Raw genomic sequence first — 21,346 nt, forward strand, 5'->3', positions numbered from 1 at the left:
GGCGGTGCGCCACACTCTCCCCAGCAGCACCCGCGCTCCCAACGCACCGGCACGACTCAACGACCACCGCACCACGGAGAGCCGATCGGTGACCACTCGTCAACTGCTGGAGATCCCCTTCTCGTCCGGCCGGACCGGATCCGGCCCGGCCACCTGGGGCCAACGGGCCATCTGGGACGCCGTACGACAGCTGCCGCCGGCCGATGCGCCGCGCTACAACATCGCCACCGCGGCGCCGCTGGACCCGGGGCTGCCGCTGCCGGTCCTGCTGACCGCGCTGGAACAGCTGCTGCACCTGCACGACTCGCTGCACACCCGCCTGCTCCCGGACGAGACCGGCGACCTCCGCCAGACCGTGGACGGCGAAGGCACCCTGACCGTCCACCTGCTGACCGCCGGGGAAGGCCAGGATCCGGCCGGGCCGGGCGCCCGACTACACGAGGAACTGGCGGCCCAGGCCTTCGACACCGCCGTCCAGTGGCCGCTGCGGATCGGCGCGGTGACGGCGGCCGGGCTGGTCCGGCACGTCAGCCTGGTGCTCTCGCACACCGCGGTGGACGGCTCCGGAATGAGCCGGCTGGTCGCCGACCTGGCCGCGCTCTGCCTCGGCGGCTCGCCCGAGGAGCTGGCCGAGCTGCGCCGATCCACCCGACAGCCGCTGGAGGAGGCCGAGTTCCAGACCTCCGACCGGGGCCTGCGGCGCGACGCGGCGGCCCGCAAGCAGTTCGTGCGCAAGCTCCGACTGGGCCCGGCCCGGCTCTTCCCGCCGGCCGCCGAGCAGCCCGCCCGGTTCCCGAACGCGGTGCTCCGCTCCCCCGCCCTGCCCCGGGCCGTCGAGCGGGTGGCGGCCGGGCACCGGGTCAGCACGGGCTCGGTGCTGCTCGCCGCGACGGCGGCGATGACCGCCCGGCTCGCCGGCTCGACCGAGGCCGTGCTGAACGTCGTGGTCAACAACCGCTTCCTGCCCGAACTGGCCGACGCGGTGAGCGTGGTCGCGGGCGACGGCCTGTTCCATCTTCCGGACGCCACGGCCGAGTTCGGCGAGGTGGTGCGCCGGACGCACGCCGCGGCGATCGGCACCTACCGGCACGCGTACTACGACAGGTCGGCCCTGGACGCCGAGGTCGCGCGACTGACCGCCGAGGGCGTCCGACTCGCGGACCGCTCCTGCGTGTTCAACGACACCCGGGAGCTCCTCCCGGTGGCGGCCGACCCCGGCGAGGACCGGACCACGCTCACCTGGCCGGTGGAGTTCGAACCGCGCCCCGGCCTGACCTACGCCCTGGACGCCCTGCGGTCCGCCGAGGCACTGAGCCTGGCCATGACGGCGGACCCGTCCCTGCTCCCGCGCGCCGCGATGGAGCGGTTCCTCTACGGCATCGAGGAGTTGATCCTCACCGAGGCCGCCGAGCGCGCTTGAACCTGACACTGATGTCAGGTTCTACCGTACCGGCATGACCACCACCGCCACCGCCACCCTGCTCACCCCGTACCGCCTCGGCCGGCTCGACCTGCCGAACCGCGTCGTCATGGCCCCGATGACGCGGTACCGGGCCGCCGAGGACGGTACGCCCCTGCCCGTCGTCGCCGAGCACTACGCCCAGCGCGCGAGCGCCGGCCTGATCGTCACCGAGGGCATCTGGCCCAGCCGGCAGGGCCAGTCCGGCTGGCGCCTGCCCGGCCTGGAGACGCCCGCGCACGTGGCCGGCTGGCGCGCGGTGACCGGGGCCGTGCACGCCGCCGGCGGCCGGATCGTCGCCCAGCTGATGCACGGCGGACGCCAGGGCCACCCGCTCAACCGGCTGCTCGGCGACGTCCCGGCCGGCCCCTCCGCCGTCCCCGCCCCGGGCCCGGTGCACGTCAAGGACGGCGACAAGGCCGAGGCCGTCACCCCGCGTGCCATGACCCACGAGGAGATCCACCGCACCGTCGCCGACCACGTCGGCTCCGCCCGCCTGGCCCTCGACGCCGGCTTCGACGCCGTCGAACTCCACGGCGCCAACTCCTACCTGATCCACCAGTTCCTGGCCGACAACACCAACCTGCGCACCGACGAGTACGGCCCGCGCACCCTCGCCGACCGGCTGCGCTTCCCGATCGAGCTGGTCACCGCCGTCGCCGAGGCCGTCGGCCCCGACCGCCTCGGCCTGCGACTGTCCCCCGGCAACCCGCAGTTCGGCATGCACGAGGCCGACCCCGCGCCGGTCTACCGCGCGCTGCTCGGCGAACTCGACGCCCTCGGCCTGGCCTACCTCCACCTCACCGACAACGACGACTACCCGGCCCTGGCCGACCTGCGACCGCGCTGGTCCGGCCCGCTGATCGGCAACGTCGGCGAGAACCGCGCCGCCACCGACCGCGAGCGCGGCGAGGCGGTGCTCGCCGCCGGCCTGGCCGACCTGGTCTCCTACGGCCGCGCCTTCATCGCCAACCCCGATCTGCCGGAACGGTTCGCCGCGAACGCCCCGCTCGCCCCCGTCGACCCCACCCACCTCTACGGCCAGGAGGCCACCGGCTACACCGACTACCCGCGCCTGCGACCGGCCGCCCGGCCGTGAGCCGGATCGCGCACCGACCCGCGATCCGGACCGGGCTCCGACCCGGGCTCCGGCCCGCGGACCGACCGACGGCACCCCCGTCCTGACCGACTGTCAGTGCCACCCGCTATGGTCGGCCCCGAACGATCCCAGCACGAACAGCACCGCAGGGGGCACCATGACCACACCGGGCACCGGCCCGCTCACCACCGCCGACCTCGTGGAGGGCTGGCACCGGGCGGGCGTCCGCGAGGGCATGGCGCTGATCGTGCACTCCTCGCTCTCCAGCCTCGGCCGGGTCGAGGGCGGCGCGGCGGCCGTGGTGGCCAGCCTGCGCGAGGCGGTCGGGCCCGGCGGCACCGTCGCCGCGCCCACCTTCACCTCCGACACCGTCCGTGACCCGGCCCCCGGGCACAGCGGCGCCCCCGACCCCGAGGTGGCCGAACTCCGTTCCGCCATACCGCTGTTCCACTCCGGGCTGCCCTCCGCCACGGGCGCGGTGGCGGAGGCACTGCGCACCCTGCCGGAGAGCCTGCGCAGCACCCACCCGCAGGTCTCGGTCGCCGCCGTGGGCGCACACGCCCGGGAGGTCACCGCCCGGCGCTCGCTCGGCTTCGCCGTCGGCCGGGAGTCGCCCTTCGGCGCACTGCACGACCTCGGCGGGTACGTGCTGCTGGTCGGCGTCGGCCACAACCGCAACACCTTCCTGCACTACGCGGAGACCTTCGCGCCCAACCGCCGGCTCAAGCTCCGCCGCTTCCCGATGGCGATCCAGGGCGAGCGGGTCTGGATCGAGGCACCGGACGTGGCGGACGACAACGACACCCACTTCCCGGTCGTGGGGCGGGAGTTCGAGGAGCGGGCGGGCATCCGCGAGGTGCTGGTCGGCGAGGCGGCCTGCCGCCTGGTCCCGGTCCGCGAGCTCATACCCTTCGCCGTCCGCCGCCTCACCGAACTGCTGGCGGCCGACGGCCCCCGAGCGGCATAGGCCGGGCCGACGGTCCCCGCCGTGCGCGCGGAACCGCCGACCCGATCCTCCTGTGCCGCCCTGCCGTCAGTGGCGTCCCTCGTGCACCGAGCTGGTCTCCTGGATCTTCTTCCAGGACTTCGGCTCGGCCGGCGGCTGCCCCGCGTCCCGGCCGGCGTCCGCGCCCGGCGCCAGGGAGGCCGAGGCCGCGGCAGCGGCGCCCGGCGGCACCGGGCCGACGGCGGGCTTGCCCGGGGTGAACAGCCAGGTGTTCAGCAGGTCCCCGAGCTTCTTCCCGGAGACCTTCTCGGCGTAGGCCTGGAACTCCGGGATGGTGGCGTTGCCGTAGCGGCGCTCGGTGGGCCAGCCCTTCAGGATCTGGAAGAACTTCTCGTCCCCGACGGCGTTGCGCAGCGCCTGGATGGCCAGCGCGCCGCGGTAGTACACCGCGAGGGAGAACTGGTTCTCCTCACCCGGGTCGCCCGGCTTGACGGTCCAGAACGGGTCGTCGGCCGGGCGTGAGGCGTAGATGTAGTCGGCCAGTTCCTGCGCGGTGCCCTCGTTCTCGTGCTCCGACCAGAGGAACTGCGAATACTCGGCGAAGCCCTCGTTCAGCCAGATGTCGGACCAGCGGGAGAGCGAGACGCTGTCGCCGTACCACTGGTGGGCCAGCTCGTGCACGACCACCGACGTATTGGTGCCCCTGGCGAACAGCCCGGGGCCGTAGGAGACCCGGGTCTGGGTCTCCAGGGCGCCGCTGGACGGGGTGTTGGCGACGTAGCCGCCGACGGAGCTGAACGGGTACTCGCCGAAGTAGCCGCTCAGCCAGTCCACCAGCTCGCCGGTGCGCTCGATACTCGCCCGCGCCGCGGCGGCGTTGTCACCCAGATCCTTGCTGTACGCGTTGTAGACCGGCAGGCCGCTCGCCGTGGTGTCCCGGGTGACGTCGAACTTGCCGATCGCCAGCGTGGCCAGATAGGTCGCCTGCGGCTTGTTCTCCCGCCAGCTGTACCGGGTCCAGCCCGCCTGCGAGCTGGTGCCGGTCAGCACGCCGTTGCTGATCACCTGGTTGCCGTCCGGCACCAGCACCGAGACGTCGAAGGTCGCCTTGTCGCTCGGGTGGTCATTGCTCGGGAACCACCAGCCGGCCGACACGGGCTCGCCGGCCACCACCGCACCGTCCGGGGTACGGCGCCAGGCGGTGTAGCCGCCGTACTTCTCCACGGTGGACGGCACATCCTTGTAGCGCACCACCACGGTGGCCTGGGCACCCTTGGCCAGCGGCCGGGCGGGGGTGATCTCCAGCTCCTGATCGCCACTGGTGGCGAAGGTCGCGGGCCGCCCGTTGACCCGGACCTCGGAGACGTTCAGCGCGAAGTCGAGGTTGAACCGGGAGAGGTCCTGGGTCGCCGTGGCCAGGATCGTGGTGGTGCCCTCCAGCTCGTCGGTGGCGGGCTGGTACTTCAGCCGGATGTCGTAGTGCGACACGCTGTACCCGCCGTTGCCGAGGGTCGGGTAGTACGGGTCCCCGAGCCCGTCCGCGCCGGGTTGGAAGTCGGCGGCGGAAGCGGGAACGGCCAGGAACAGGCTCAGGGCACTGGCGGCGGAGACGATCAGCCTCTTGCGCACATGGTCCTCCAGGGATCACCGGAACGACAGGGTCGAATCGATCCTTCTCCCGTCAACCCCTCGCCCACTCCCCGATCGTGAGATCTTCATGAAAAGAAACGCGCCGATGTGACGGCTCCGCAGCGGTGCCGCGGAGCCGTCACATCGGCCGGTCCGACATGTCGTCAGTTATGGGCTTCGTGCACCGAGTTGGTCTCCTTGATCTTCTTCCAGGACTTCGGCTCGGCCGGGGACTGTCCCGCGCCCGAAGCTGCGTCCGCGCCCGGCACCAGGGAGGCCGAGGCAGCGGCAGCGGTGCCCGGCGGCACCGGTCCGACGGCGGGCTTGCTCGGGGTGAACAGCCAGGTGTTCAGCACGTCGCCGAGCTTCTTCCCGGAGACCTTCTCGGCGTAGGCCTGGAACTCCGGAATGGTGGCGTTGCCGTAGCGGCGCTCGGTGGGCCAGCCCTTGAGGATGCGGAAGAACTTCTCGTCCCCGACGGCGTTGCGCAGCGCCTGGACGGCCACCGCACCTCGCTCGTAGACCGCACCGGAGAACTGGTCGTCCGGGCCCGGGTCGCCCGGCTTGATCTTCCAGAACGGGTCGTCGGCCGGGTGCGAGGCGTAGACGTAGTCGGCCAGTTCCTGCGCGGTGCCCTCGTTCTCGTGCTCCGACCAGAGGAACTGCGCGTACCGGGCGAAGCCCTCGTTCAGCCAGATGTCGCTCCAGCGGGAGAGCGAGACGCTGTCGCCGTACCACTGGTGGGCCAGCTCGTGCACGACCACGGAGGTGTTGGAGCCCTTGGCGAACTGCCGGGGGCTGTAGAAGATCCGGGTCTGGGTCTCCAGGGCGTAGCCGGTCGGCACATTGGGGACGTAGCCGCCGACGGAGCTGAACGGGTACTCGCCGAAGTAGCCGCTCAGCCAGTCCACCAGTTCGCCGGTGCGCTCGACGCTCGCCCGGGCCGCGTCGGCGTTCTCCCCGAGGTCCTTGCTGTACGCGTTGTAGACCGGCAGCCCGCTCGCCGTGGTGTCCCGGGTGACGTCGAACTTGCCGATCGCCAGCGTGGCCAGGTACGTCGCCTGCGGCTTGTTCTCGCGCCAGCTGTACCGGGTCCAGCCCGCCTGGGAGCTGGTGCCGGTCAGCACGCCGTTGCTGATCGCCTGGGTGCCGTCCGGCACGAGGACCGAGACGTCGTAGGTGGCCTTGTCGCTCGGGTGGTCGTTGCTCGGGAACCACCACCAGGCCGCCTCGGGCTCGTTCGCCGCGATCCCGCCGTCCGGCGTGCGGTGCCAGCTGGTGAAGCCGTACCGCTTCACGCTGGAGGGCACGCCCTTGTAGCGCACCACCACGGTGGCCTGGGCACCCTTGGCCAGCGGCCGGGCGGGGGTGATCTCCAGCTCCTGCTCACCACTGGTGGCGAAGGCCGCGGGCCTTCCGTTGACCCGGACCTCGGAGACGTTCAGCGCGAAGTCGAGGTTGAACCGGGAGAGGTCCTGGGTCGCCGTGGCGAGGATGGTCGTGGTGCCCTCCAGTTCGTCGGTGGCGGGCTGGTACTTCAGCCGGATGTCGTAGTGGGAGACGCGGTAGCCGCCGTTGCCGTAGGTCGGGTAGTACGGGTCGCCGACCCCGGCCGCGCCGGGTTGGAAGTCGGAAGCCGAGGCGGGAACGGCCAGGAACAGGCTCAGGGCACTGGCAGCAGAGACGATCAGCCTCTTGCGCACGTGGTCCTCCAGGGATCACCGGAACGATGGGGTTGGATCGATCCTTGTCCCGGGTGCGCCCCGTCCACTCCCAAATTGTGAGATGTTCATGAAAAGAAACCCGCCGACATGACGGCTTCGCAGCGCTGCCGCGAAGCCGTCACACCGTCCCGCGGGCCCCACCCATCGCCCCCGCCCCACCCGCCACTCACGATCCGAGCGTCACCGGCGCCCGCACCAGCGAGCCGTACTCCGTCCACGAGCCGTCGTAGTTCTTCACGTGCGGGTACCCGAGCAGCTCGGTGAGCGCGAACCAGGTGTGCGCGGAGCGCTCGCCGATCCGGCAGTACGCAATCACCTCGCGCTCCGCTTCCACGCCCTTCCCCGCGTACAGCTCCCGCAGCTCCTCCGCCGAGCGGAACGACCCGTCGTCGTTGGCCGCCTGCGACCAGGGGACGTTGACCGCGCCCGGGATGTGCCCGGGCACCTGCGCCTGCTCCTGCGGAAGGTGCGGGGGTGCGATCAGCTCGCCCCGGAACTCGGCCGGCGAGCGGACGTCCACCAGCACCGCGTCCGCCCCGGGCTTGGCGAACACCTCCGCCTTGGCCAGGACCTCGTCCCGCAGCGCCCGCAGCTCCGGCCGTTCGGGCCCGCCGATCCGGTAGCCGGTGTGCTGGTAGTCCATCACCTCGGGGGTGAGCTCCCGCCCCTCCAGCTCCCACTTCTTGCGCCCGCCGTCCAGCAGCCGCACCGGCCCGTAGCCGCGCAGCCGCAGCAGCCAGTAGGCGTAGGCGGCGAACCAGTTGTTGTTGCCGCCGTAGAGCACCACGGTGGTGTCGTCCTCGACCCCGGCCGCCCGCAGCAGGTGCTGGACGCCGTCGCGGTCGACGTAGTCCCGGCCGACCTGGCTGTGCAGGTCGGTGGTCCAGTTCCAGCCGACCGCGCCGGGGATGTGGTCCCGGTCGTAGGCCTCGGTGTCCTCGTCCACCTCGACGACCCGGATCGTCCCGTCGTCCAGGTGGTGGGCCAGCCATTCGGTGCGGACCAACGCCTCGGGGTGCGCGTAGCCGTTGCCGGTCATCCCAGGCCTCCTTCGCTCTGCCCAGGTCGCTGCGCCCGACGGGGCACGGTGGGCCGCACGAGGACGGCAGGGCGTACGGGCACGGCGAGGCGCCGGCGACCGGGCCGGACAGTTCGAACCTACGCCGCCCGGCCGGCCCCGGCCACCCCGGCCGGGAGATCTTCCCGGGCACCCCCGCCCGGGAGGCCCGCCCGTGCGCCGTCAGCCCTGCGCCGCGCCGCCGAGCCGCGCCACGTAGTACAGGTTCAGCACGTCCCCCTCGACCCGCTTCGCCTCGACCGAGCGGAACCCGGCCACCGCCAGCATCCGCCGGGCCGTCTGCTCGCCCCAGACCGTCCCGAGGCCCTCCCCGCCCTCACCGAGCGAGACCGTCATGCAGTAGAAGGTCGAGAAGGTGTAGAGCGCGGGCGCCAGCGGGTGGTCGATGTTCTCCGCCAGCTCGCTGCTGGCGGCGATGTCGCCCATCAGGAAGACGCCGTCGGGCCGCAGCGCGCCCGCGACGGCGGCCAGCGTGCGGGTCGGGCGGGCCAGGTCGTGGATCACGTCGAAGGCGGTGACCAGGTCGTACTCCCCGGTCAGCCCGGCCGAGTCGGCGACCTCGAACCGGGCGTTGCGCAGGCCCAGTTCGGCCGCCGCCGCGCGGGCGGCGGCGATCCCCTCGGCGGAGATGTCGATGCCGGTGAACCGGCTCTCCGGGAAGGCCCGGGCGAGCACCGTGACGGCGTGCCCCTGCCCGGTGCCGACGTCCACCACGTCGATCCCGGCGCGCAGCCGCTCGGTCAGCCCGTCCGCCAGCGGCACGATCGCGTCCACCAGCGCCAGGTCGTACACCCGGGCGCTCTCCTCGGCCTGGAGCCGCTGGAAGCGCGGGTACGCCGAGTACGGCATGCCGCCGCCGGTGCGGAAGTGCCCGAGCAGCTCCTGTTCGACCTCGCCCATCATCGCGAGGAAGGGCATCATCCCGGCCAGGTTGTCCGGCCCGGCCGCCCTGGTCAGTGACGCCGCGTGCTCGGGCGGCAGCACGTAGGCGCGCTCCTGCGGGTCGTACTCCACGAAGCCGGCGACGACCATGCAGCCGAGCCACTCGCGCACGTAGCGCTCGTTCAGTCCGGCGGCCCGGGCGATCTCCTCGCCGGTCGAGGGGGCGAGTCCGGCCATCAGGTCGAACAGCCCGGTCTGGTGGCCGATGCTGACCATCAGGCCCAGGCAGGCGTCGTTGAGGACCTGCAGCACGCGCCCGCCGAAGGCCTCCTGTCTCACCGCGTCCGGTTCCCGTACGGACATGACTTGCTCCTCCGCGGCCGGGCCGGCACCCCCCTCGTCAGTCACGCTACGCCGCTCACCCGAACGGCCCCACAGCACGGGCCGTGGGGCCGTTCGGCGGATGGTCCGGCGGCTCCCGACGCGGCGCCGGACCGTTCGGATCGGCGGTGACGGTCCGCTCAGGAGAAGACGACGGAGCGCAGCTTCAGCCGGTCGCCGAGCTTCTTGCCGGGGTTCATGACGTAGAACACGTCACCCTCGCAGCCGAAGTCCAGGTAGACCGTGGCCGTGGAGCGGGTGAGGTTCTCCGGCGCGAAGCCCGGAGCGTCCTCGGTCGTCCACGGCAGGTCGATGCACTCGCCGCTCCGCGGGTCGGCGAGGCCGGTGATGACCCCGGGGCCGACCTTGTAGAGGAAATCGCCCTCCGCGGCGTTGGCGGAGAAGGGAACGGCGAGGACGAGGGCGACGGCGCTGGCGGCGGCGAGCACGGCGTTGCGGAGACGCATGGGTGAGGGCCTTTCAGGTGGTACCCGGCGGTACCCGGATTCATCGGTGCGAGATCACCCTAGAGGCCCAAAATCCGCAAAAACGGTTCTTCTAATCCACCTATTCGAGTGGTTTAAGGGTTAAAACCGCTACCCGTCACCCTGTGGAGGGTCACCGGAAACCCCGTCAGTTCGGCGGAGCGGTGAAGTAGTACCCCGAGTCGACGAGCACCGGCAGGTACGCCTTCAGCGCCGCCACCGTCTGCGAGCGGTCCCCGCCGCCGTCGTGGTTGAGCACGATCGACCCGGGCCGGACGTTCTTGAGGATCCGGTCGATGATCGCCGAGGTGCCGGGCCGGGCCCAGTCCCTCGGGTCCACCGACCAGGCCATGTTCCGCATCCCGAGGTCGGCGGCCACCTTGAGCGAAGCCGCGGACCAGTCCCCGCCCGGCGCGCGGAACCAGGTGGGCTGCCGGCCGGTGGTGCGGTGCAGCAGGTCGGAGGTGCGCTCCAGCTCGTCCCGCACCTTGGCCTCGGACAGGTGCCGCAGGTCCGGGTGGGTCCAGGTGTGGTTGGCGATGTGGTGGCCGCGGTCCGCGATCTCCCGGACCAGGGCGGGGTGCTCGACCACGTTCTCGCCGATCAGGAAGAACGTCGCCCTGATCCCGTACTGCTCCAACAGCGTCAGCACGGTCGGCGTGTGGCGGGGGTCCGGGCCGTCGTCGATGGTGAGCGCCACCACCCGCCGCTCCGGGTCCAGTTCGTACACCGGCTTGGCCTCCGCCTCGGTGAGCACGCGGCTCACGGGCACCGCACTCGGCGCGGCGGACGGCGGCGCCGACGAGGACGCCGCGGACGGCGTGCCCCCCGGGACCACCGACGGCGCGGCTGCCGTGGCCGGCACGGCACCCGGCCCTCCCGGCGCCCACTCGGGCCCCGCCGGGGCGGACCGGGCGGCGGCGCCGCCCGCCCCGTCCGCGGCTCCGCCCTCCCCGCCGCCCACGTAGCTCCGACATCCGGCAGCCGTGCCCAGGAGGGACATTCCCGCCGCAACCAGTAGCAATCTGCGCGAAGTAATCTGACGATCTGACAGCATTGTGGATGCATGCCCCGGCCGTCACCGCCCCTCCCGGGGGCAACTCCGACGGCCCCGATCACCACTCCGACGGCCCAGGGCCACCGGCCGTCCACCCCGCTTCCGAAGATCTTCCACGGATCTTCCCCGACCGGACGCTCCACCTCCTGTCCGGACCGCTACGCTGTGCCTTCCCCAGTGTGATGATCTGCCATCAGAGGACGTGGCCATGACGACAAGTCAGGACTCCCCCCGCCCGGGCCCGCAGGACGACGACTCCCCCGAGCTCAGCCAGTGGGAACGTTTCGGCGTCGACACCACCGCCCCGCACTCTGCGCGCGTGTACGACTACTGGCTGGGCGGGAAGACCAACTTCCCGCCGGACCGCGCCATGGGGCAGGCCATCGAGCAGGCCGTTCCCAGCGTCAAGGCGATGGCCAAGGCCAACCGGGCGTTCCAGGGCCGGGCCGTGCGCTACCTGGCCCGGGAGCACGGCATCCGCCAGTTCCTCGACCTCGGCACCGGCATCCCGACCTCGCCGAACACCCACGAGATCGCCGAGGCGGTCAGCCCCGGGACCCGGGTGGTCTACGTCGACAACGACCCGATCGTGCTCGCCCACGCCCGCGCGCTGATGGTCTCCAGCCCGGCCAGCCGCACCACCTACATCCACGCCGACCTGCGCAAGCCCGAGGAGCTGTTCGCCGACCCGGCGCTGACCGCCACCCTCGACCTCACCCAGCCGGTCGGCCTGCTGATGATCGCCGTCCTGATGCTGATCGCCGACGAGGACGACCCGTGGGGCCGGGTCGCCGCGCTGCGCGACGCCCTTCCGGCCGGCAGCTGCATCGCCCTGACCACCCCGACCCCGGACTTCGACCCGGAGGCCGTCGGCAAGGTCGCCGAAGCCGCCCGGGCCGGCGGGATGACCCTGGTGCCGCGCGGCTACGACGACGTGGTCCGCTTCTTCGACGGCTGGGACCTGGTCGAGCCGGGCGTCGCCCCGGTGCTGGCCTGGCGCCCGGACGGCGAGCCCCCGGCCGACCCGAAGGCCGCGTACTACTGGGGCGGCGTCGCCATCAAGCGCTGACCGACGAACGCCGGGTGGGACGGCCGCGAGCCGTCCCACCCACCGCGGCCGTCACTTCAGCAGCCGCGACAGCCGCCGGTCCGCCAGCGGCCTGCCCCCGGTCTGGCAGGTCGGGCAGTACTGGAACGAGGAGTCCGCGAAGGACACCTCACGAATCGTGTCCCCGCAGACCGGGCAGGGCTGACCGGTCCGGCCGTGCACCCGCAGCCCGAGCTTCTTCTCCGCCTTCAGCTCCCCCGCCGCCAGCCCGCGCGAACGCTCCACCGCCTCGCGCAGCGTGCCGCCCAGCGCCTCGTACAGCCGGGCCACCTCGTCCTCCGTCAGGCTCCCGGCGAGCTTGTACGGCGACATCCGGGCCGCGTGCAGCACCTCGTCCGAGTAGGCGTTGCCCACCCCCGCCAGCACACCCTGGTCCCGCAGCACGCCCTTGAGCCGCCGCCGCTCGCCGTGCAGCAGCGCCGCGAACTCCGCCAGGGTGAACGCCGGATCCAGCGGGTCCGGCCCGAGCCGGGCCACCCCCGGCACCTCGGCCGGATCCCGCACCACGTACACCGCCAGCCCCTTCTTCGACCCCGCCTCGGTGAGGTCGAACCCGTCCCCGGCCTCACCCGCCAGCCGCACCCGCAACGCCAACGGATTGCGCGGCCCCGGCCGCGGCGGCTCGACGGGCAGGCCCTCCTTCCACCGCAGCCAACCGGCCCGGGCCAGGTGAACCACCAGGTGCAGCCCCTCGGCCTCGACATCCAGGAACTTCCCGCGCCTGCCCACCGCCCCGACCGTCCGCCCCTCCAACGCCGCCACCGGCGGTTCGTACGTCTTCAACGCACTGATCGCCACCGGCTGCACCCGAGCGATCACCCGCCCGATCAACCGCTCGGACAGGAACACACTCAACGCCTCGACCTCGGGCAGCTCCGGCATGCGCCCAGTCTCCCCCACCCCACCGAGAGCAGCACCCCCACTCGCCCCCCGAGAGGAGCGCCCCCACCCCCACCCCCCGTTGCCCACCCCCACCCCGAGGCGCACGCTGGACCCAGGGAGGTGCCGCGCACCATGAGCACCCTTGAGGAACAGATCGACATCGCCGCCCCCGTCCTCGCCGCCTGGGAGCAACTGCACCGGGTGCACGAGTACCCCCGGTTCGTCGACGGCGTCAGCAGCGCCCAGCCGCACGGCCGGAACCTCGCGCACCTCGGGGTGGAGGTCGACGGCGAGCGGCACTCGGTCGATGCCGAGATCACCGACCGCGGCCGGGGCCGGGTGATGGCCTGGCGGACCCTGGATCCGCTCCCGCTGCGCGGCGCCTTCGCGCTGCTGCCGCTCGATGCCCGGCACACCCGCTTGCAGATCCGGGTGGAGTACGACCCGGAGGCGGTGCGGCGCGAGTTCGGCGGGCCGCGCGGTTTCGCCCAGGCCGGGGCGATCGAGCGGGCGGTGCGCGAGGATCTGGACCATTTCCGGGAGCTGGTCGAGGCGCGGGTGAACGCCGCCGGGGCCGACCCGTAAGCATCGGATAAGCCCAGCTCAGCGCGGGCGGTGAGGCTCTTCACAGCGCACCGCCCGGCAGACCGTTTCGGTTTCAACCTGTGGCAGACTCGGGTGCCATGGACATCGGGCCGGTCACCAGGACGCTCCGCGCGGCGGTCTTCGCCGCGCTGGTCGTGCTGCTCGCCGGGCTCGGCCAGGTGCTGGTCACCGGCCGCACGCTGCCGGTCGGCCCGATGCTGCTGGCCTCGGCCGCCGTCTTCGCGGTGGCCTTCTCGCTGGCCGGCCGCGAGCGCGGCTTCCCGGCGATCGCGGCGGTGTTCCTGCCCCTGGAGCTGGGCGCCGGCGCGCTGTTCGACCTCGCGCAGAGCACGTGTCCCTCGCTGCCGCCCGGCGCCGGGCACGGCCTCCGGCCGCTGCTGTGCGGTGGCGGTTCGCTCGGCGGTTTCCTGCTCGGTCACGGCGTCTCCGCGCAGGCCGGTGTGCTGCTGCTCCTGCTGCTGCACACGGTGATCGCGCTGGCCGGCGCCTACTGGCTGCGCCGTGCGGACGCCGCGCTGTGCTGCCTGGCCGGCGCCGTCCGGATGGTGGGCGAGTTCCTGCACCGCCATCTGCCGGCCGCCGCCCGCTGGCTGCGGCTGCTGGCCGCCCCGCTGCCGGCCCGTCCGCCGGCGCGGGTGCCGTTCCCCCGGGCCAGCCGCGCGCTGGTCCCCGCCGAGGACGTCGTCGTCCGTCCGGCCGTCCGGCGCGGTCCGCCGGTGTTCGCCCTGGCCGTCTGAGCCGCGGGTCTCCCCGCCCGCTCGGTCGGCTGTTCTCTCCCCCGCGCAGGCCCCGACGGGCCGCGCCGCCCCGTACGCCCGAGAGCACAGGACGACACCCCATGAGCAACACCCGCAAGACCGCCAAGAAGGCCTCCGCCACCGACCGCATGCGCGTCGCCCGCGCCCAGGCCGAGCGCTCCGACCGCATGCGCCGCCGGGTGGTGGTCGGCGGCGCCTCGGTCGCCGTCCTCGCCCTCGCGGCGGGCGTGGCCTTCGCCGTCGGCGGCTCCTCCGGCTCCGGTTCGAGCGCCGCGAGCGGCCCGCTGGTCGTGCCGGCCAACGCGAGCGGCACCGACGGCACCGTGATCACCTACGGCAAGGCCGACGCCCCGCACACCCTGGACGTCTACGAGGACTTCCGCTGCCCGTTCTGCGAGCAGCTGGAGACCACCACCGGCACGGCGATCCAGCAGCTCGCGGACGACGGCACGTACAAGGTCCAGTACCACCTGGCGACGTTCCTGGACAACAACCTCGGCGGCAAGGGCTCGCGCACCGCGCTGGCCGCGGCCGGCGCCGCGCTGAACGAGGGCGTGGACAAGTTCAAGGCCTTCCACGACGTGCTGTACGCCAACCAGCCGGACGAGCGCAGCGATGCCTTCGGCGACGTCAACCACATCCTGGACCTGGCCGGCCAGGTGCCCGGCCTGAAGACCGACGGTTTCGTGAAGGCCGTCCAGGACGGCACCTACGCGCCGTGGGCGGCCAAGGTCAACGAGGAGTTCAACAAGAGCGACGTCACCGGCACGCCGACCGTCAAGCTGGACGGCAGGAAGCTGGACGTCCTCTCCAACGGCAAGGCCGTCTCCCCCGAGCAGTTCACCGCGATGGTCAAGCAGGTGACCGGATGACGGCCGGCGCGCCCGCCGTGCGGCCCACGTACGGCGCGAGCCGCCCGTTCGCCTGGCTGCTGCTGATCGGCGGCGCCGTCGGCCTGTTCGCCTCGGCGGTCCTCACCCTGGACAAGATCCGGCTGCTGGAGGACCCGTCCTACGTCCCGAACTGCAACATCAACCCGATCATCAGCTGCGGTTCGATCATGCGCAGCGCGCAGGCGGAGGCCTTCGGCTTCCCCAACTCGCTGATCGGGCTGGTCGCGTTCGGGGTGGTCGTCGCGGTCGGTGCCGGGCTGCTCGCGGGGGCGGCGTTCCGGCGCTGGTTCTGGCTCGGCCTGCAGGCCGGGACGGTGTTCGGGGTCGGCTTCGTGACCTGGCTGATGTACCAGGCGCTGTACCGGATCGGCGCGCTCTGCCCGTACTGCATGGTGGTGTGGGCCGCGGTGATCCCGCTGTTCTGGTACACCACGCTGCACAACCTGCGCTCGGGCGTGATCCCGGTGGGCCCGCGGCTGCGGACGGCCGTCCGGGAGGCGGCCCGCTACCACTGGGTCGTCCCGGCCCTCTGGTACGCGGTGATCGCGCTGCTGATCCTCAACCGGTTCTGGTACTACTGGAGCACCCTGATCTGATCCCGTCCGCCGCCCCTTCCCCCGCGGCAGGGGCGGCGGACCGTCTCCCGGTGAGGCCGCCGATGCGCCGCAGGATCGTCCTCTTCGTCTCCCTGTCCGTGGACGGCTACTTCGAGGGCCCGGACCACGACCTCGGCTGGAATCTCGTCGACGACGAGGTGCACACCCACTTCAATCGCGAGCTCGCCCGAATGGGTGGTTTCGTCTCCGGCCGGGTGACGCACGAGCTGATGGCCTCCGTCTGGCCCACCGCCGACCAGGACCCGGCCGCCGACGGTCCGACGGCCGAGTTCGCGGGCATCTGGCGCGCCATGCCGAAGACCGTCTTCTCCCGCACCCTCGACCGCGCCGACTGGAACACCACCGTCGTCCACGAGGTCACCCCGGAGTCGGTCGCCGCCCTCACCGCCGGCCCCGGCGGCGACCTCTGCCTCAGCGGCGCGAACCTGGCCGAGTCCTTCCTCGCCCTCGACCTGATCGACGAGTTCCGGCTCTACGTCCACCCCGTCGTGCTCGGCCGCGGCACTCTCTTCTTCCGCCCGACCGACCACCCCACCCCGCTCGCCCTGGCCGAGACCCACCGCTTCACCAACGGCGTGACGCTGCTGCGCTACGAGCGCGTCGGCCCGTCGCCCCTGGACGGGTGACGGGCCGGCGCGACGGACGGGCGGGTCAGAAGACGTACGCCTCGACCTCGGCGAGCAGCTCGGCCCGGCGACGCTCGCTGATGAAGGAGGCGCGGAAGGAGTTGGCCGCCAGCCGGCGCAGGGCCTCCTGGTCGAGGGCGAGGGCCTCGCGCACGGCGCGGAAGTTGTCCTCCACGTAGCCGCCGAAGTACGCCGGGTCGTCGGAGTTGACGGTGACCAGCAGCCCGGCCTCCAGCATCTCGTCCAGCGGGTGGTCGGCGAGGGTATCGATGCAGCGCAGCCGGACGTTGGAGAGCGGGCAGAGGGTCAGCGGGATCTGCTCGCGCACCAGGCGGGCGACCAGCTCGCCGTCCTCCAGGCAGCGCAGCCCGTGGTCGATCCGCTCGACGCCGAGGACGTCCAGCGCCTCGGTGATGTACGCGGCGGGGCCCTCCTCGCCCGCGTGGGCGACCCTTCGCAGCCCGGCCTCGGCGGCCCGGCGGTACACCTCGCGGAACTTCACCGGCGGGTGGCCGACCTCGGCGGAGTCCAGGCCGATGCCGGTGATCCGGTCGAAGTACGGGCGGGCGGCCTCGAAGGTCTCCAGCGCGGACTCGGCCGACTCGTCCCGCAGGAAGCACATGATCAGCTGGGCGCTGATGCCGTACCGCTCCTCGCCGCGCTCCAGCGCCCGGGTCAGTCCGTCCACCACCGCGCCCAGCGGGACCCCGCGCGCGGTGTGCGCCTGCGGGTCGAAGAAGATCTCCGCGTGGCGGACGCCCTGCTCGGCGGCCCGGGCCAGGTAGGCGTCGGCCAGGTCGGTGAAGTCGTCCTCGGTGCGCAGCACGGCCATCAGCGCGTAGTAGAGGTCCAGGAAGGACTGGAGGTCGCTGAAGGAGTACGCCTCGCGCAGCGCCTCGGTGTCGGCGTACGGCAGCTCTACGCCGTTGCGGGCGGCGAGTTCGAAGGCGAGTTCGGGCTCCAGGGTGCCTTCGATGTGCAGGTGGAGTTCGGCCTTGGGAAGCGGCATGTGCGATCTGTCCGAGCGTCGGCGGGATGGTTTCTGAGGAACGCGGAAGGATTCATCCTACGAGCCGCGCCCACCGGCCGGGTGCAGCCGCGACGGTCCCCGGGCACCCTGGAGGAGGGGACTTCCGCCGAGGAGGCACCGAGATGCGGCACGCCGACGACCCGCACATCCGGCCCGCGGGCATCTCCCCGCACGCCCTGGGCAACGACACGCTCCTGCACGAGCTGGAACAGCTCCACCGCACGCGCCACGAGACCTTCCTGTACGGCTCGGAGGAGGCGCTGAAGCGGCACACGCTGCGCACCGGGGAGCTGGAGGCCGAGTTCCTGCACCGCTTCCCCGGCCGGCAGGTCACCGCGGCCCGGACCAGGGCCGGGGCCAGGGCCCGGGAGGCGGCCGCCCGGGTGGAGTCGCTGCCGGAGTGAGCGGAGCGGAGCGCCCGCCCGCCGGGACACGCCGGGCGCGCCGAGGCGTGCCCGGAGCCGGACGGTCAGGGAGGGTGTGAGGGCAGACGCACCGGACCCCGACCCACCTGGGAGCCCCGCATGCCCATCGCCAGCGTCAACCCCGCGACCGGCGAGACCCTCCAGACCTTCGAACCGCTCGACGCGGCCGGCATCGAGCGGCGGCTGGCCCGCGCCGAGGCCGCCTTCCACGGCTACCGCGGCACCACCTTCGCCGCCCGCGCCGAACTGATGCACCGCGCCGCCGACCTGCTGGACCGGGAGCAGGAGGCGGTCGCCCGCACCATGACCGAGGAGATGGGCAAGCCGCTCGCCGCCTCCCGCGCCGAGGCCGCCAAGTGCGCCAAGGCGATGCGCTGGTACGCGGACAACGCCGAGGCGCTGCTCGCCGACGAGCACCCGGCCCCGGCCGACGTCGCCGACTCCGGGGCCACCCGCGCCTACGTCCGCTACCGCCCTCTCGGCCCGGTGCTGGCCGTGATGCCGTGGAACTTTCCGCTCTGGCAGGTCGTCCGGTTCGCCGCGCCGGCCCTGATGGCGGGCAACGTCGGCCTGCTCAAGCACGCGTCCAACGTGCCGCGCACCGCGCTGGCGATCGAGGAGCTGTTCCGGCGGGCCGGCTTCCCGGAGGGCTGCTTCCAGACGCTGCTGATCGGCTCGGGCGCGGTCGAGGGCGTGATCCGGGACCGCAGGGTCACCGCCGTCACCCTCACCGGCAGCGAGCCGGCCGGGCGGGCGGTCGCGGCCACCGCGGCGGACGAGGTCAAGAAGGCCGTCCTGGAGCTGGGCGGCAGCGACCCGTTCGTCGTGCTGCCGAGCGCCGACCTGGACGCCGCGGTGCGCACCGCCGTCCGGGCCCGGGTGCAGAACAACGGCCAGTCCTGCATCGCCGCCAAGCGCTTCATCGTGCACACCGACGTGTACGAGCGCTTCACCGCCGCCTTCACCGAGGCGATGCGGGCGCTGAAGGTCGGCGACCCGATGGACGAGGACACCGACGTCGGCCCGCTGGCCAGCCGCCAGGGCCGGGACGACCTGGAGGAGCTGGTCGAGGACGCCCGCACCCGCGGCGCCCGGGTGGAGTGCGGCGGCGGACGCCCGGAGGGCTGGGACACCGGCTGGTTCTTCGAGCCCACCGTGCTGACCGGCATCACCCCGGCGATGCGGATCCACCAGGAGGAGACCTTCGGCCCGGTCGCCACCGTCCACCGGGTGGCCGACCTGGACGAGGCGGTGGCGGCCGCCAACGACTCGCCGTTCGGGCTCAGCTCCAACGTCTGGACCACCGACGAGGCCGAGCGGGAGCGCTTCGTCCGGGACATCCAGGCCGGCGGGGTGTTCTTCAACGGCATGACGGCCTCCCACCCGGCGCTGCCGTTCGGCGGCGTCAAGCGCTCCGGGTTCGGGCGGGAGCTGTCCGGGCACGGGATCCGGGAGTTCTGCAACGTCACCACGGTGTGGATCGGCTGAGCCGGACCTCCCGGCCCCGTGCCCGTCCCGGCCGGGTCAGGACGCCATGCGGTGCCGGCCCGGCCCGGGGGTCATCCAGCGGGCGATCACGCCGCCCATCGCGATGAGCGTCAGGCCCCGGAAGACCGCCATCGGCACCAGCACCTGCAGCAGGCTCACGCCCGGATCCGCCCGGATCGGAGACTTCGCGCAGCGCTCAGCCCCTGGGGCGCGGACGTCCGGCGACCGACCAGCCGTGCAGGTGGCGCAGGTAGTCGTGGGCGTCCGGCAGGGTGTCCACCAGGTTCCGCTGCTGACGCTCGATCCGGTCGAACAGCGGCTCGGCACCGCGCACCGACTCCGGCCGGTGGGCCAGCGCGGGCAGCGGGGCGTCCGGCTCCACGCCGAGCCCGGCCAGCACGGCGCAGTAGCCGGCGTTGGACCAGAGCCGACCCGGTTCGGGGGCGCCGCCGCCGCGGTACGGCCGCTCTTCGGCCGGCGGGGCGCCCAGCGGCAGCCCGGCCCGGTAGGCGACGGTCTTGGCGCGCAGGCTCGCCGGGACGTCGATCTCCCGGTGGGCGCGCCAGAACGGGGTGTCGGTGCGCGGCGCGCAGGCGTAATGCGCCTGGACGAAGTCCCGGGCCTCGTCGAACTCGGTGGCCACCGCGCGGTTGAAACCGTCCAGCAGGGCCGGGGTGAAGGCACCCGCCGGGAAGTGGCGCACCAACTGCTGGAGCGCGCTGACGACGAAGTGCAGCGCGGTCGGCTCCAGCGGGTCCAGCAGGCCCGCGCTCGCACCGATGCCGACGCAGTTGCGCACCCAGGCGCGGCGGGTGCGCCCGGCCCGGAAGACCGTCTCGGCGACCTCGGCGCGGTCCGGGTCCAGGCCCCAGAGGCGGCACAGCTGCTCGGTGGCGGTGCCGGCGTCGGCGAAGGCGCCGGCGTAGACGTAGCTGGACTCGAACCGGCCGAGCAGCGGGACCTTCCCGGCCCAGCCGGACGGCATCGCGATCACCGTGCGGTACGGTTCGATGCCGAGCGCGTAGTCGTCGTGCGGCAGCCGAACGGTCACCGCGCGGTCGCACGGCTGGTCGCCGAGGTCGAGGTAGGGCTCGGCCATCGCCTGGCGCAGCAACCGGGCGCGCGGACCGGAGCAGTCGACGAAGAGGTCGCCGCTCAGCGCCTCGCCGGCGGTGGTGTGCAGCGTCTCCAGGTAGCCGTTGGCGTCCAGGTCGACCCGGGCCAGGGTGCCCGGCACCCTGAGCACTCCCAGCTCGGTGGTGGCGTGGCGGCGCAGGAAGTCGGTCAGCCGGGCCCGGTCGAGGTGCCAGCCGTAATGGGTGGCCCGGCTGCCGTCCATCCAGCGCGGGGAGCGCCGGGCGTCCAGCAGCGGGGGCTCCCGGAAACAGGCGTGGTCGAAGGGCACGGCGGTGACGCCGTGCTGGTGACGGTTGAACCAGTAGTGCGAGAGCGGGAGCCGGTCGTGCTCGGGCAGCGGCCCGTACGGGAGGTAGAAGGCGTCGGGGCCGCCCTGCGGCAACTGCCGGGCGTCCGGGCGGCCGGCGCCGGGAGTTCGCCAGTTGACGAACCGCACGGCCGTCCCGAAGGAGGCGTCGCACGCGCGCATCCAGTCGTCCTCGGCGATGCCGAGCGGGTCGAAGAAGGAGTCCTGCAGGGCCGGCAGAGCCGCCTCGATCCCGGCGTCGCCGGCCGTCTCGGGCTCCTCCAGGACGGTCACCGACACGGTGCCCTGCAGCGCCGCTCTGAGATGGGCCGCCGTCATCCAGCCGGCCGGGCCTCCGCCCAGCACCACCACGCTCGCGATCCGGGCCTCCATCGCCGTTCCCCTCCGCTCCTCGACCGTCGGCCCAGCGTGCGGGGGCGGGCTATGGCGCAGCCATATCGCGGGCCGCCCGCCGGAATATACGGAATTCATAGCTCGGGGACCGAAGCTCGGAGCGGCGGACCGAAAGCACCGCCACAACCGGCCCCGGGAGGACGCCATGGAACAGAACACCGCCCCGACCGAGCTCCGCGTGGCGGAGCAGAACGGCGCGGGAATCCCCGACGGCCCGGACCGGGAGTTCCGGGAACAGCCGGAGCGGTACGAGCCGGCCGCCGGGCGCGGCCTGGACTTCGGGCACGCCGGCGGCTGCGGCTGACCGGAAGACCACGGCACCGGACCGTGGCGCGG

General features: G+C 73.1%; 22 protein-coding genes. 12 read left to right on the forward strand and 10 right to left on the reverse strand.

Going from position 1 to position 21,346, the window contains the following annotated elements; genetic code table 11:
• The first annotated feature begins 88 nt into the window (after positions 1-88).
• From ACFVUY_RS09830 to ACFVUY_RS09840, 3 genes are all read left to right on the forward strand, one after another.
• On the forward strand, positions 89-1,420 hold the full coding sequence (locus ACFVUY_RS09830; RefSeq protein WP_387728695.1) for a condensation domain-containing protein: 1,332 nt from the start codon (positions 89-91) through the stop codon (positions 1,418-1,420).
• 34 nt (positions 1,421-1,454) lie between these two features.
• Entirely contained in the window at positions 1,455-2,558 is a 1,104-nt protein-coding gene (locus tag ACFVUY_RS09835; RefSeq protein WP_387728698.1) for an alkene reductase, read from the forward strand.
• A 157-nt stretch (positions 2,559-2,715) separates the two neighbouring features.
• Positions 2,716-3,525 carry an aminoglycoside N(3)-acetyltransferase gene (locus ACFVUY_RS09840; protein ID WP_387728700.1) on the forward strand — a complete coding sequence of 270 codons (810 nt, stop codon included), beginning with the start codon at positions 2,716-2,718 and terminating at the stop codon, positions 3,523-3,525.
• A 66-nt stretch (positions 3,526-3,591) separates the two neighbouring features.
• Here the strand turns inward: ACFVUY_RS09840 and ACFVUY_RS09845 are convergent, their stop codons facing one another.
• The 6 genes from ACFVUY_RS09845 to ACFVUY_RS09870 all read right to left on the reverse strand — a co-directional run bounded on the left by ACFVUY_RS09845 (position 3,592) and on the right by ACFVUY_RS09870 (position 10,449).
• Positions 3,592-5,133, reverse strand: a complete 1,542-nt coding sequence (locus tag ACFVUY_RS09845; RefSeq protein WP_387728703.1) for a M1 family metallopeptidase — start codon at positions 5,131-5,133, stop codon at positions 3,592-3,594.
• A gap of 164 nt (positions 5,134-5,297) precedes the next feature.
• Positions 5,298-6,836 carry a M1 family metallopeptidase gene (locus tag ACFVUY_RS09850; protein WP_387728705.1) on the reverse strand — a complete coding sequence of 513 codons (1,539 nt, stop codon included), beginning with the start codon at positions 6,834-6,836 and terminating at the stop codon, positions 5,298-5,300.
• Between the two features lie 187 nt (positions 6,837-7,023).
• Entirely contained in the window at positions 7,024-7,896 is an 873-nt protein-coding gene (locus ACFVUY_RS09855; protein ID WP_380544564.1) for a sulfurtransferase, read from the reverse strand.
• Between the two features lie 201 nt (positions 7,897-8,097).
• Positions 8,098-9,180: a class I SAM-dependent methyltransferase gene (locus ACFVUY_RS09860; protein ID WP_387728707.1), complete on the reverse strand. Its 1,083-nt coding sequence runs from the start codon at positions 9,178-9,180 to the stop codon at positions 8,098-8,100.
• Between the two features lie 158 nt (positions 9,181-9,338).
• Positions 9,339-9,665 carry a hypothetical protein gene (locus ACFVUY_RS09865; protein WP_387686803.1) on the reverse strand — a complete coding sequence of 109 codons (327 nt, stop codon included), beginning with the start codon at positions 9,663-9,665 and terminating at the stop codon, positions 9,339-9,341.
• Between the two features lie 166 nt (positions 9,666-9,831).
• Entirely contained in the window at positions 9,832-10,449 is a 618-nt protein-coding gene (locus tag ACFVUY_RS09870) for a polysaccharide deacetylase family protein (protein WP_387728710.1), read from the reverse strand.
• A 499-nt stretch (positions 10,450-10,948) separates the two neighbouring features.
• Between ACFVUY_RS09870 and ACFVUY_RS09875 the strand changes: the two genes are divergently transcribed.
• On the forward strand, positions 10,949-11,809 hold the full coding sequence (locus ACFVUY_RS09875) for an SAM-dependent methyltransferase (RefSeq protein ID WP_387686810.1): 861 nt from the start codon (positions 10,949-10,951) through the stop codon (positions 11,807-11,809).
• Positions 11,810-11,860: 51 nt separating this feature from the next.
• Here the strand turns inward: ACFVUY_RS09875 and ACFVUY_RS09880 are convergent, their stop codons facing one another.
• A complete protein-coding gene (locus tag ACFVUY_RS09880) occupies positions 11,861-12,730 on the reverse strand; it encodes an Fpg/Nei family DNA glycosylase (RefSeq protein WP_387686812.1) in 870 nt (289 codons plus the stop codon).
• A gap of 132 nt (positions 12,731-12,862) precedes the next feature.
• On the opposite strand from ACFVUY_RS09880, the gene ACFVUY_RS09885 reads away from it, so the two are divergent.
• The 5 genes from ACFVUY_RS09885 (at position 12,863) to ACFVUY_RS09905 (ending at position 16,230) form a co-directional block, all read left to right on the forward strand.
• A complete protein-coding gene (locus ACFVUY_RS09885) occupies positions 12,863-13,315 on the forward strand; it encodes an SRPBCC family protein (protein ID WP_387686814.1) in 453 nt (150 codons plus the stop codon).
• A gap of 98 nt (positions 13,316-13,413) precedes the next feature.
• Entirely contained in the window at positions 13,414-14,073 is a 660-nt protein-coding gene (locus tag ACFVUY_RS09890) for a hypothetical protein (RefSeq protein ID WP_387686816.1), read from the forward strand.
• A gap of 101 nt (positions 14,074-14,174) precedes the next feature.
• Positions 14,175-14,966 carry a DsbA family protein gene (locus ACFVUY_RS09895; RefSeq protein ID WP_387728712.1) on the forward strand — a complete coding sequence of 264 codons (792 nt, stop codon included), beginning with the start codon at positions 14,175-14,177 and terminating at the stop codon, positions 14,964-14,966.
• On the forward strand, positions 14,963-15,583 hold the full coding sequence (locus ACFVUY_RS09900) for a vitamin K epoxide reductase family protein (RefSeq protein ID WP_359909128.1): 621 nt from the start codon (positions 14,963-14,965) through the stop codon (positions 15,581-15,583). The genes ACFVUY_RS09895 and ACFVUY_RS09900 overlap by 4 nt, the downstream gene beginning before the upstream one ends.
• Positions 15,584-15,645: 62 nt before the next feature.
• Complete coding sequence (locus ACFVUY_RS09905; protein WP_387728714.1) at positions 15,646-16,230, forward strand: dihydrofolate reductase family protein; 585 nt, start codon at positions 15,646-15,648, stop codon at positions 16,228-16,230.
• Positions 16,231-16,255: 25 nt separating this feature from the next.
• On the opposite strand, the gene ACFVUY_RS09910 is transcribed toward ACFVUY_RS09905, so the two are convergent.
• Complete coding sequence (locus tag ACFVUY_RS09910) at positions 16,256-17,239, reverse strand: adenosine deaminase (RefSeq protein WP_387686822.1); 984 nt, start codon at positions 17,237-17,239, stop codon at positions 16,256-16,258.
• A gap of 143 nt (positions 17,240-17,382) precedes the next feature.
• Here ACFVUY_RS09910 and ACFVUY_RS09915 point away from each other — a divergent pair, with 143 nt between their 5' ends.
• Entirely contained in the window at positions 17,383-17,664 is a 282-nt protein-coding gene (locus ACFVUY_RS09915; protein WP_359909119.1) for a DUF6158 family protein, read from the forward strand.
• Between the two features lie 120 nt (positions 17,665-17,784).
• Positions 17,785-19,173, forward strand: coding sequence for an NADP-dependent succinic semialdehyde dehydrogenase (locus tag ACFVUY_RS09920; protein ID WP_380553738.1), 1,389 nt, complete (start codon positions 17,785-17,787; stop codon positions 19,171-19,173).
• Between the two features lie 36 nt (positions 19,174-19,209).
• Here ACFVUY_RS09920 and ACFVUY_RS09925 read toward each other — a convergent pair whose 3' ends face one another.
• Positions 19,210-19,332: a hypothetical protein gene (locus tag ACFVUY_RS09925; RefSeq protein ID WP_387728719.1), complete on the reverse strand. Its 123-nt coding sequence runs from the start codon at positions 19,330-19,332 to the stop codon at positions 19,210-19,212.
• 37 nt (positions 19,333-19,369) lie between these two features.
• Positions 19,370-20,989: a tryptophan halogenase family protein gene (locus ACFVUY_RS09930; protein ID WP_387728721.1), complete on the reverse strand. Its 1,620-nt coding sequence runs from the start codon at positions 20,987-20,989 to the stop codon at positions 19,370-19,372.
• A gap of 166 nt (positions 20,990-21,155) precedes the next feature.
• Here ACFVUY_RS09930 and ACFVUY_RS09935 point away from each other — a divergent pair, with 166 nt between their 5' ends.
• A complete protein-coding gene (locus tag ACFVUY_RS09935) occupies positions 21,156-21,314 on the forward strand; it encodes a hypothetical protein (protein WP_363383304.1) in 159 nt (52 codons plus the stop codon).
• Positions 21,315-21,346 lie beyond the last annotated feature (32 nt).

This window comes from Kitasatospora sp. NPDC058063 (genome assembly GCF_042885395.1).
GTDB lineage: Bacteria > Actinomycetota > Actinomycetes > Streptomycetales > Streptomycetaceae > Kitasatospora > Kitasatospora lactacystinica.